Genomic DNA, 12,677 nt, shown 5'->3' with positions numbered 1-12,677 from the left:
CGCTTTCAGCGTCTGCGGGGTCTCCCCTGTCCCGTACTCCCGCAGGAGTCTTCGCCGCCTTCCACTGCAATCAACAAAGTGTCAAAATCAACAATAACCTCTAACACAGCCAAAAAACGAGCGGAGTGTCCGCTCGTTTTTTTATGGAGTTATCCTTTTAGGTGCATGTGCTGTTTCCATAAAGGATTGACTATCACTGTGACATTCAGCGCAAGTTTTTTGGCTTTCTCGATCATGACCGTCATTGGCTGGATTAATTGGATCACCTGTTTCTTTATCGTATATGGCTTTGCCTTGTTTACCATAAAGATCTGTTTTGCCATTGTGACAAGATAGACAAAATTTTCGTTGAGCATCTGCATCCCAATTAGTTGTGGATTTACTAAACCAATTATCATCAAGCTGATCACTTTCAGGCTTTTGGCCACTTAGTTTGGTATTTCCTAGCTCTGGTCTTAACATCTTAATATTGGCTGCTCCATGTGTCTCGTGGCACTCGGCACATGGAAACTGCCCATTTAACGAGATACCACTCTCCGTTTGTGCCTGAAAATTATGACCCGATTGGCTTTTAAGGGTTCCATCACTATAATACTTTTCAATATTTGTCTTTTTTCCATTCCCATGGCAGCTGAAGCATAAGGAGTAGTCACTTAGAGCACCAGTAGCGGTACCTGCTTTTTTATAATTATAATAAGGATCCTTCCCTTCCTTAGGGTGCAGGCTGTTTGGATTTTGTTTCGTCCCTGGATTATGTGGATCATGACAACTAGAACAACTTACAGTAGAACCTGTATAGTGTTTACTATGACTGTTATTGTCTTCTATCTTTGGTGAGCCTGTTCCATCATGACAAGCCATACACATATCGTTTTCAGTAGAACCCTTTCCCCCCTTTAGAAGGAACTCATCCGTTCCATTATGGGTACTATGGCAAAAGGAACATGCACTGGTTACCACCGAAAACGGTCCGTGTATAGAATCATTATCAATTGTTTCATCTGCTGCCCGGTCGACCTGAAATTCGGTATTTTTATAATCACTAACAGTAGTGAATTTAAGGAATCGAGGAATAATCACCTTCTCTGTTTCAGTTGAGAACTTCGGATTAAGATATACATCATATGTAGTACCGGGATTAAAGTTTAGATCAGGTGTAAATGTATAAACATAGGATTTGAGATTATCTGTTATTACAGTTATAGCAATTAAATCCTCGTCTCCTTTAATATCTCCAAAAGATGTTAACAATGGTTGTGTTTTAGTTAATGGTTCGGTACTCCTTACATCTACTAATATCACATAATTCAAGGGTACTCGAGTCATATCCTCTACAGGAAGAAAACTGCTGGGTACACTCTTCCCAGGTTCATATTGATCGGCCGCATCTTTTGGAATAAGATACATTTTGTACATATATGGCCTTGACCCTTCCTCTTCAATGGCTGCCTGGGATGTAATTGTTTTTTCGGTGGATGCAGAACTCTCATCAGTTGTTGGCATTGCTTCCTCAGTAGAGGTTACTGGGTTGTCTGATACATGATCTGTTGTTTCAGGAGTATCTTCTGTTGTCACTGTTACAGGAGTATCTTCGTTTGTCACTGTCCCTTCGGACTTAACAGTAATGGTATGCTCTGCCTTAGCGCTTACCCCATCCTCATCTGTGACGACGAATGTAACGGCATGTACTCCCTCACTAAAATCTTTTGAGTATAAGAAGTCTGCAGCGGTCCCGTTCGGAATCATCGATAGTTTCCCTTCACCCGTAATATCAATAGGCTGCTGTGAATCCTCCGGCTGTTCAAAAACCTTGACAGTGAGTTTATCTGCAGATGTTAGATCATCCGAAATAGTTCCAGTAAATTCAACTAGTGGAGCATTTAACAAAGTGCCCTCATTTGGAGTTAATATCTGGATTTCAGGAACAGCTGAAGCTGATACAACAATGTTATCAGGAGAACTAAAAAGGAGGGAACTAAGAACAACGCTCCAAATAACAAGGTATGCGATAAGCTTTCGTTTGTAGTTCTTCCTTTTCATACTATTCATCCTTTACTTTTCGTAAATTAGATATAAACTTCATATCTATTATATCAACTGAATTAACATTAATTTTCATAGGTAAATTAAATATTTTTGACAATTTCTTCACGCGGGTGCAATAATAAAACAAGGTAACAATAGTGATATTGCCACCTTGTTTACTTTTAAATCTTTACTGTAAAACCTAGTGAAGTCTAACAAATAGTGGGGCTATTTGTTAGCTTTTTTTATTATTTAATTAAGTTTTTACCTGAGTAATCTCCACCAGGTACTAAGTAGTTTTTATAATCTGTAGTATTTGGATAGTTTGTTGTTCCAGGTGTATTGGCGATTTGGTGTGTAGATTGGTGACAAGCCCAACATACAGACATGTTTGTGAATCTCTTTAAGGATGAGCCTTTTGGACTTACTTCTTTCATGTAAGCCTTCGCTGTTGCTTCAGTCCAGCCTTTTCCACCATCTGCAACTGGTTTTTGTAAATCTTCAATTGTTTTACCTGCTGTGTCTCGTAATGTTGTAATGTCAGTACCGTGAGCAAAGTGACAAGCTGTACAGCTGCGGCCTTGCTTCGTACTGTTTGTTGTATGTGTGAATAGCTCGTGACCTTGAGTGGTTTTCATTTCTCTCGGTCCATTTTCTCTATTCTTTAAGTAGTCATCATGACAGCTTGCACAGAATTCTGAGTAATTTAATTTGTAGTCATAAACCTGTGCTTGTGTTAATCCGTCAGCTGGTTTATTATAAATACCATTTGATTTGTAAATTTTTAACCCAGACATAGTACTGCTATTGTTGATGTCTGCATATGCAGGATCTTCTACTAAATTAAGCTTAATTGCTTTTTGTCCCACTGGAATTTTATTCAATTTAGTAATGGTTTCAGTATATCCAACGATGGTAACATTATAGTTGTTACCATATTGTTTTCCTGCGACAGTTTCATTTAATAAACGGTCGTTCGCAGATCCATGTGGATTATGACAGCTTGAGCATTCAAAAGTAGCAGTAGATGTATTAGCTAATGCACCAGGAGCTGCTTTTACTTCTAAATCTGAATCAACATTATGCATTGAGGCATTCATTTCGTGAGAGTCAATTACACCTGCTTCACTAGCAACTTTAACGTTATAGAAGCCCATTGTACCATCATGACACGACATACAAAGTTCTTTTTCGCCGCTTTTCATTAACAGCATTTCATCTTCCCCGTTGTGGGTACTGTGACAGTTCGCACAAGAATTAGTGTTGTTTTGGAAATTACCATGTGTTTTGTGTGTGTTGGTATTTCCGGCGTTATCAACGTCCCCAACATGAATCCCAGGCGCTGGGTTTGTTGAAGTGGGGGTGAATTCTGCTGCAGATGCAAACGCACCAAACATGCTCACTAATACAAGCACTAAAAATGCAGACAAACTAAATTTCAACTTACTCATCCTAAAAAACCTCCCATAAAACTTTGTCTGTTTTTCTCTCTTTTTCTCTTTTTTTCATAGGTTAATAATGATAAGTTTTTTCTTTTTTCCATATCACCCCCTTAAAAAGACTTATAATTTTGAGTTTCATAGTCAATATAAAAAAGCATATATTATTAGAAAACAAACCATCTAGGAGGTAAAATAGGTAGTTTTCTGTTATGTTCGATTTACAAAACAAGGTAACAATTTTATATTGCTACCTTGTTTAAGTATGTTTCAATAAAAGAAATTTGTTGATCAGCACCTTATTTAATTTTTGCTTTACCTTTAAGAGCCCCAGTTCCATCAAGGTATTGCGGATCAATTTGTCCTTTTGCAATGTTAGATCCGTGGCAAGCAAAACATACAGCGTTGTTTGTAAATTTCTTTAATGAAGATCCTTTCACACTTACATCTTTCATATACGATTCTGCTTTTTCTTGAGACCAGCCTTTTCCGCCGTCTGCAACTGCCTTCGTATAATCTGCAACTTTATTTCCGACTGCATCCATCATAATGGTAGCATCGGTACCGTGTGCATAGTGACAAGCTGCACAACTTCTACCTTGGCTCGCGCTATTAGTTGTATGTGTGTAGGTATCGTGAGTATGTGTTGCAGTGATTGGTGAAGCTGTACTTGGTTTTCCAGGCATAGGATTAGAGCTGCTACCTACATTTCTCTTCGCAAAATAATCATCGTGACATGCTCCACAGAATTGAGAATAGTAGATTTTATCATTCACACCATTGTAACTAGCTAATCCCTTAGGGCCATTGGACTTTGTAATTTTCAGGCCGCCGGTACCTGTTAAAGCGTTTAGTTCCGCGTATTCTGGATCGTCTTGTAAATCAAGAGCAATCGTTTTTGTTCCTATTGGAGCAGATGTTTGTACACCATTAACTATAGATGTAGCAAATGCTTTACCTGCAACCGTTTCATTTAATAGTCTGTCATTTGCTGAACCGTGTGGGTTGTGACAGCTGGAACATTCTAACTCCGCAGTTGAATTATTTAGATATTTACCAGGAGCACTTCCGACTTTGATAGATGAATCAACATTGTGCATGGATGAGCTTAAGTGTGAATCATCAAAAGTACCTGCACCGCTTCCTTTCGTTACATCATAGAAGCCCATTGTGCCATCATGGCAAGACATACAAAGATCATATTCTCCTTCCTTCATTAACAACATTTCATCTTCCCCGTTGTGTGTACTGTGACAGTTTGCACAAGAGTTTGTGTTGTTTTGGAAGTTACCATGTGTTTTGTGTGTACTTAGGTTACCATTGTTATCAATTTGACCAACATGGATTCCAGGTGCTGGGTTCGTTGGGGTTGGAGGAACTCCATCCTCTGCAAAGGCCACAGCACTGAATATGCCCAATAAAATAAGCATAAATACAGTTGATAAACCCAATCTAATCTTACTCATTTTTAAAACCTCCCAAATTTCTCTCTTTTTCTCTAATTTAATATAGAACTATAAAGGCTAAACTGAGATTTTTCTTTTGTTTTCACCTCCTTTATCGAAAAGGGAATTAATAGAATACGGAGACCCTTTGATTTACTGTATCTGTTACAAATAAAGTATCTCGATCGTCAATATACAAACCATTCGGGAGATACAGCTTATCATTTTCGGTTCCCATTCCACCTAATTCAAATAAATGTTTTCCCTCTTTATCGAAGGCTGAGATATTGTGGGCAAGGTTGTTTACGACATATACATTTCCTTTTGAGTCCACAGCTACTCCTCTTGGATTTAGGAAAGTCGGATCCCCTTTGCCGTCTTCCGAACCGTTAATAATTTTGATAAACTTACCTTCTTTATCGAAAATTTGAACTCTATTATTCCCTGAATCTGTTACATATATTTGTTGATCACTATCAACTGCGACAGCATTTGGTGCGATGAATCTCCCTTCTTCCGCACCAGCTCCGCCTATTTCCATTACTTTCTTCCCATCTAAATTAAAAACAAATAATTTATTCGCCTTAATATCGGTGACATAAAGCTTACTATCGATTATTCGAAGTCCGCCCGGTGATTTAAGGACTTTCTTTTGATCATCAAAGTATTTAATGAACTTACCTTTTGAATTAAAAATAGAAATATTGCCATTGTACAAGTCTGCAACGTAAATGTTGCCATCTTTATCTCCAGCGATCCCATAAGGAAATTTAAATTCGCCTTTATTGGTTCCTTCTTTACCAAAATTGAATACAGAAGTACCAGACTGATCAAATACTTGGACCTGTTTGTTATTTGTATCACTCACATAAACGAATTCCCCAATTTTCACAACATCCATTGGTTTGTTAAGTGGTTTGTTAAACTCACCATATAATGAATTTGTGTACACAGGCGGTCCGCTCGGATCAACCTTTGCAACAATCGGTTTTATTGTCGACTCTAAATTCAAGAAATAGACTGCTGCAAAAAAGGCAACGGAAAGTGCGACAATGCTACTCATCAATATATAAACGGTTCTCTTTTTCAAAGTGGTCAGCTCCTTCTATTTGTTGTCTTTTCCCTTTGCAGCAATTCTCTCCAAGCCTTCAGACGCAGGTTTATAAAGCGGGTCATAGTTTAAAGCCTCTTTGAAAAATTTCTCTGCTTCTTTTTTGTTACCTTGATCTTCTTCCACTCTGCCAATTTCGGTAATGATATCTGTGTTGGTTGGCATTAACTTAAGGGCTTCTTTAAGTGATTTAGCAGCCTCGTCGTACATTTTTAAATTTCGATATACCATACCTGATAACAAATGCGCTTTAAAATTACGTGGTCCTAATTCGACTGCTTTTTGTGCCTGCTTTAATGCATCGTTGTATCTTTCTTCATCAATATAGACAAGACCAAGATTGAAATAAGCTCCAAAGTATTTGCTGTCAAGGTCAGTTGCGACTTTCATCTGCTTAATCGCATTATCGTTATCACCTTTTAGAAAGTAGGTATAACCTAAATTGACTCGGTGCTCTGGATTATTCGGTTCAGAATCTACTAATGTTTTATAATAGTCTAGCTGTTCATCCATCCTTTCTTGACTTGCATCAGACCAGATATATTTGTCACTTATATAGTAGCCGCCACCCAAACTTACTAATAAAGTCGCGATAAGAAGCAGTGCAGCCTGTAACTTTGTAAAATACTTTTTCTTCTCTTTCTTCCACTTCGTTCTTTCATTCTTTTCCGGTTCTGGATTGATCGGCAGCTCTCTAGCTTCCATTAGTATCCACCTCGAATTTCATTTGTTTTTTCGAATAACCTCTGATAGACTTGTTCGAAATGTTAAGAACCCTATTAATCTCCAATCAAAGGTAGAGCTAAATTGTACACAACTACTTATGACACTTTTCACAGCTGACTTTTGCGTGGCAGGTATAGCATTTCGCCGATGGTTTAGACACTCCTTCTAACGAAATCGGATGGTTAACCTTCCAACTTGTCTTTTGACTATGTTTACTTGGATGACAGGAGGAGCAGGTAACTTGGTTTCCACCTGTTTCATTCGACCTTTTCACTTCATGGCATGCTTGACACGATTCTTGGTTTTTGTTAGCAGTTGCACCATGGCTATCAAAGAAATTACCGTTATGGCTTGCTGGTCGTTTGCTATGGCAATCCTTACAAAAAGTATTCTCTTTGGCATAGTTATAATGATTCTTTTGTTTTACTTGATTATTATTAAGGAAACGATCAATAACTGATACATCTTCATAACCTTTTAGGGGTTCCTTTGACATATCACTATGACACTGATTACACTTCATTAGATTCTCTGCAGCTTGTTTCCCATGTGTTTTGGTTTTAAAATCCTCTGCTTTATGGCTTTTTGGAACCATCCCGGTTTTATGACACGCTGAACATTCAATGGTTACATTACGTGCCTTATGACAATCAATACAGGTGTCCATATCCGGGCGGGTGAATTTTAAATCCGCCATCGCTGAGGTACCGGTTTTCGTGTCCCATTTTTCATAATCCGTTTGGAATGTCATTTTCCGGTCTGCGATTTTGCCGTGGGCCACACCGTTATGACATTGAATGCATTCAATATCTTTGTTTTGATGTTTATCATGGGGAATGATGATATCCCCAGATGCTGTGACTTCACGTTTAGATACATCATGACAGGACTCACACGCGCTATCGGGTATTTCCTTTGGCATTCTAATAGGAGCTGTGTAGGTTTGTGTCGCTTTTTTATACACCTGCATAAGTCCATTTGCTTTCGCCTTTGCATATTCTTCCGTACCTGAGCCTATGTGACACTTAACGCAATCCACTTCACTATGTGTGGACGCCTTCCACGTATAATACTCCGGCTTCATCTCATGGCATGAGGAGCAGAAACTCGAGCTCGAGGTAGTTTCTACTCCTATTAGTCCCAGTGAGAAAAAGACGACGATAAATAGCAGTGCTACTGTTAAATATTTATATACTTTGTAGCGAGTCCGTGGAGGGGAGGTCTTGTTCATGTGTTCTTCTTCCATTATTTTCCCTCCTTTTGAACATTTTCTTCTTATTTCTTATCATCTTTAAAGCCAGTTCTATGGCAGTATTGGCAGTAAACATCCGTTGGTGCTTTTGCATTGGTTGTGTCTGCTTTTGGCTTTTCACGATCATGACAAACGAAACATTCCGCTTTCATCTCTTTTGTTTTTGCTTTGTTAGCATGAGAAGTCAACCACTGATCGCTATCGCCGTGACTTTCAGGACGATCGGAGTGACAGGCACTACAGAATTTGTTCGTACGTGCTTGTTCTTTTGCAAGTGAAACATTTGGTGTGTACTTCACCTTTTGATTTCCCATTTTAAGAAGGGAGACGATATCTTCTTTTGGAATTTCCCTTACCCATTTTGAATCTTGGTGACAATTCATACACTTATCTAGCTGTTGAATAGCAGTGCCGCCGTGATTATTGCCCCAATCTACATTTTTATGTGTTTTAGGAATTTCGGTTTGTTTGTGACAAGTTTCACATTCCATCGAAATCTTAACATCTTTCTTTTGCTTTCCGATTGCTTGTAAAATAATATCTTGTGTCTTCGCATTAGATGCTGCTGCTGCTTCCGTTGTTTCGGCTTCTGAAGTTGCTTCTTTTGCAGTTTCTTTTGTTGCATCTTTATCGTTTTCTTCGAGCTTTTTCTCCACTTCTTCCGGATTAACTGGAACGTTATACGCTGGATCTTTCCAAGGCTTTTCGCCATTATTTACTTTGTCATGGCAGTCAATACAAGTACCCATGTTAGGTCTCAAGTATTTCTTTTCCATTAATTTTTCAGCACTTTCCTTTGTCCATTCGCCGCGAACTTCTTCAACGTTGATTCCGCGAGTTGCCATTTTCGCGTGGACTACACCGGCATGACAAGTAATACAAGGGATATCTTCTTCGATATGACCTTTGTGATTTACTTTTAAGTCTCCGGACGCTGTGACTAGGCGATTTTTCGAGTGGCATTGCAAACAGTTTTCGTTTGAAACGGCTTCTTCTTCGGTTTGAACAATTTGTTCAGGTACACCAGTAACATGGTAGTATACTTCTTTCATCGACTTCATTTTGTGCGTAATCATGTTGGTGAAACCTGGCTTGATATGACACTGTACACAAGAAATCTGATTGTGAGCACTTGCTGTAAACGTTGAATATTCAGGCGCCATTTCATGACAGCTTGCACAGAATGTCGGTGAGTTGGTCATGGTTAGAACTCCATACCCTCCACCAAAAACAACGATACAACCCACAAGTGAAACAAACAGTAATTTCCACCTGTTAACTGGATTCTTCCAGTCAATCCCTCGAAACTTTTGCCATAATCTGCGAATCAGGCCCGTTTTTTTTCTATCTTCTCTACTTTCGGGATCTATATCTTTATTCTTTTTCCCCCAAATGGCCACTAGATTCACCCTTCCCATTTTGGATTCTATCTCTCTCTTTATTTTCCATAGTAACCTCTCTAAAGGTAGTATCTAACATTGTAAGAGTATATTCCAATGTACAATTTGTGAATAATTACCCACACAAAACAAATGGGTATTTTCTACTAAAAACAACGCACAAATGTTGTTATTACAATAATATTTAATACTACGTAAATATTGTTTACTTTGCATACAGTCGAATGTTTATTCATTATCCGCACTTTTTATACAGTTTTCATGCTTTTTTACTAGTTGAATCTCTAGTTGAGGTACATTCTCAAAATTACGTCATCAATCTGTCATATTTGACGAAAATTCGAACTTATCGAAGTAGTCCAAGCTGAAGTGTTTGACTTGGAAGGAAATATAATAGATGATTGTACGAATCTTGCTTCCCGCTATCATTGTTGTCACTGTATTGTGGAAATGGTAAGATATAAAAGGAAAATAGCGAATATTCTTGAATGGATTTTTTAAAATAGTGATTAGTCTCGATAAAAAGGAGCGTTCATCAGATATGGGGATTTTAGATAAAGTGTTTGATTTGAACAAGCGTGAGCTAAAGCGGCTAGACAAGCTTGCGGTGAAAATTGACGCACTGGCTGCGGAAATAGAAAGGTTGACCGATGACCAACTGCGCGAGAAAACGGAAGAGTTCAAATCACGCTATCAAAACGGAGAATCATTAGATGATCTCTTGGTTGAAGCGTTTGCCGTTGTCCGTGAAGGTGCCAAGCGTGTCCTTGGTTTATATCCGTACCATGTTCAGTTAATGGGGGGGATTTCTCTTCATGAGGGGAACATTTCGGAGATGAAAACAGGGGAAGGTAAAACGTTAACTGCGACCATGCCAGTTTACTTGAACGCACTTTCTGGTCGGGGGGTTCACGTTGTTACTGTCAATGAATACTTAGCAAGCCGTGATGCTGCCGAAATGGGCGAATTATATCAATTCCTCGGTTTAACGGTTGGCTTAAATTTAAATAGTATGGATAAGGAAGAAAAACAAGCCGCATATGCCGCTGATATTACGTATGGTACGAATAACGAATTTGGTTTCGATTATTTGCGTGATAACATGGTCCTCTATAAGGAGCAAAAAGTACAGCGCCCACTTTTCTTCGGAGTCATTGACGAAGTTGACTCGATTTTAATTGATGAAGCGCGGACACCATTAATTATCTCAGGGTCAGCACAGAAATCGGCTGTCCTCTATATTCAAGCGAATGGCTTTGTTAAGATGCTTTCTAAAGAAACAGATTATACGTACGATGAAAAAACAAAAGGCGTTATGTTGACAGAGGAAGGAATTAGTAAAGCTGAAAAAGCCTTCGGCATTGATAACCTTTTCGACATGGCCCACGTCACCTTAAACCATCATATTAACCAAGCCTTAAAAGCAAATGTCAGTATGCATCTTGACGTTGACTATGTGGTCCAAGACGGCGAAATTGTCATCGTTGATCAGTTCACCGGCCGTTTAATGAAAGGGCGCCGATACAGCGAGGGCTTGCACCAGGCAATTGAGGCTAAAGAAGGACTCGAAGTTCAAAACGAAAGCATGACCATGGCTACGATTACATTCCAAAACTACTTCCGGATGTATGAAAAATTAGCAGGGATGACCGGTACCGCCAAAACGGAAGAAGAAGAATTCCGTAACATTTATAACATGAATGTTATTGTTATTCCTACGAACCGACCAATTGCCCGTGATGACCGTCCTGATTTAATTTACTCTTCTATGAATGGTAAATTCCGTGCCGTTGTCGAGGATATTGCAGTGCGTCACCAGCAGGGACAGCCTGTACTTGTAGGGACGGTCGCGATTGAAACGTCTGAGCTCATCTCCAATTATTTAGTGAAAAAAGGGATTCGCCATAATGTGTTGAACGCGAAAAACCATGAACGTGAAGCGGAGATCATTGCTGAAGCTGGCCACAAAGGCGCCGTCACCATCGCAACGAACATGGCGGGGCGTGGTACAGACATTAAGCTTGGTGAAGGGGTATTAGAATTAGGAGGACTTGCCGTTATCGGAACGGAGCGACATGAAAGCCGACGGATCGATAATCAGCTGCGTGGACGTTCTGGCCGTCAAGGGGACCCAGGTATTACTCAGTTCTACTTATCCATGGAAGATGAACTAATGCGCCGCTTTGGATCAGATAATATGAAAGCAATGATGGAACGACTTGGCATGGATGATACACAGCCGATTCAGAGTAAGATGGTATCAAGAGCCGTTGAGTCCGCGCAAAAACGTGTAGAAGGCAACAACTTTGATGCTCGTAAACAACTCTTGCAATATGATGATGTACTACGTCAGCAGCGTGAAATTATCTACAACCAGCGGGATGAAGTACTAGAGTCTGAAAATCTCCGTGATATCGTTCAAAAGATGATTTTAAACTCCATTGAGCGAAATGTTGATGCACATGCATCACGCCATGAGGATGAAGAAGAATGGAATCTCGAAGCCATCATCGATTTTGTGAATGCCTCTCTTCTCCATGAAGGTGACATCACAGTGGATGACTTGAAAGGAAAAGACCCGGACGAAATCCGTGATACGATTTTTGCAAAAGTGAAGGAACGTTATGATGAAAAAGAAGAGATTCTCTTACCTGAGCAAATGCGCGAATTTGAAAAGGTTATAACACTGCGTGCGGTTGATTCCAAGTGGATTGATCATATTGATGCAATGGATCAGCTTCGTCAAGGGATTCATTTACGAGCCTATGGGCAAATTGATCCGCTTCGAGAATATCAGCATGAAGGATTTGCGATGTTTGAAGCGATGGTTCAATCGATTGAGGATGAAGCGGCCATGTACATCATGAAGGCCGAGATCCGCAACAATCTTGAGCGCCAAGAGGTAGCAAAAGGGCAAGCAGTGAATCCAAAAGAAGACGGTGAAGCCGTTAAGAAAAAGCCAAAAGTAAAGCAAATTGATGTAGGCCGTAATGATCCATGTGTTTGTGGCAGCGGCAAGAAATACAAAAACTGCTGCGGGGCAGGAAAATAAGATTTTGTTTTGATGGGCCGGCGATTTATCGCTGGCTTTTTTGTTTTTGATTATAGGATTTGTAGATAAGTGGTGGAGATTTGTTGATATGTTCTGAAAATTGTGGATATCGTTCACAGAATTGTGAGTAAATTTCAATTGTCCTAGGTTATCCACATGGGGATAACTTTAGACGGGACGTTTAACAAAAAACATGTACGCATTTAGTATATATACATAAAAAAACG

8 protein-coding genes are annotated in these 12,677 nt (G+C 39.4%); 1 reads left to right on the top strand and 7 read right to left on the bottom strand.

Annotation, left to right across the window (positions count from 1 at the left end):
- Window positions 1-141: 141 nt before the first annotated feature.
- From COJ96_RS24345 to COJ96_RS24315, 7 genes are all read right to left on the bottom strand, one after another.
- Complete coding sequence (locus COJ96_RS24345) at window positions 142-2,040, bottom strand: cytochrome c3 family protein (RefSeq protein ID WP_180230241.1); 1,899 nt, start codon at window positions 2,038-2,040, stop codon at window positions 142-144.
- Between the two features lie 233 nt (window positions 2,041-2,273).
- Entirely contained in the window at window positions 2,274-3,455 is a 1,182-nt protein-coding gene (locus COJ96_RS24340) for a cytochrome c3 family protein (RefSeq protein ID WP_180230240.1), read from the bottom strand.
- 308 nt (window positions 3,456-3,763) lie between these two features.
- Window positions 3,764-4,930, bottom strand: coding sequence for a cytochrome c3 family protein (locus COJ96_RS24335; RefSeq protein WP_098576389.1), 1,167 nt, complete (start codon window positions 4,928-4,930; stop codon window positions 3,764-3,766).
- Between the two features lie 106 nt (window positions 4,931-5,036).
- Window positions 5,037-5,999, bottom strand: coding sequence for a 6-bladed beta-propeller (locus tag COJ96_RS24330; RefSeq protein ID WP_098576388.1), 963 nt, complete (start codon window positions 5,997-5,999; stop codon window positions 5,037-5,039).
- A 15-nt stretch (window positions 6,000-6,014) separates the two neighbouring features.
- A complete protein-coding gene (locus tag COJ96_RS24325) occupies window positions 6,015-6,725 on the bottom strand; it encodes a tetratricopeptide repeat protein (RefSeq protein ID WP_098576387.1) in 711 nt (236 codons plus the stop codon).
- 112 nt (window positions 6,726-6,837) lie between these two features.
- On the bottom strand, window positions 6,838-7,992 hold the full coding sequence (locus COJ96_RS24320) for a cytochrome c3 family protein (RefSeq protein ID WP_098576386.1): 1,155 nt from the start codon (window positions 7,990-7,992) through the stop codon (window positions 6,838-6,840).
- Between the two features lie 29 nt (window positions 7,993-8,021).
- Window positions 8,022-9,416 carry a cytochrome c3 family protein gene (locus COJ96_RS24315; RefSeq protein WP_257148623.1) on the bottom strand — a complete coding sequence of 465 codons (1,395 nt, stop codon included), beginning with the start codon at window positions 9,414-9,416 and terminating at the stop codon, window positions 8,022-8,024.
- A gap of 523 nt (window positions 9,417-9,939) precedes the next feature.
- Between COJ96_RS24315 and secA the strand changes: the two genes are divergently transcribed.
- Window positions 9,940-12,450: a preprotein translocase subunit SecA gene (gene secA / locus COJ96_RS24310; protein ID WP_098576384.1), complete on the top strand. Its 2,511-nt coding sequence runs from the start codon at window positions 9,940-9,942 to the stop codon at window positions 12,448-12,450.
- The last annotated feature ends 227 nt before the right edge of the window (window positions 12,451-12,677 follow it).

The sequence above is a fragment of the Bacillus sp. AFS073361 genome (assembly GCF_002567005.1).
Taxonomy (GTDB): Bacteria; Bacillota; Bacilli; order Bacillales; family Cytobacillaceae; genus Neobacillus.
The sequence above is the reverse complement of the archived record's forward strand: the minus strand, read 5'-3'. Positions and strand labels throughout refer to the sequence as shown.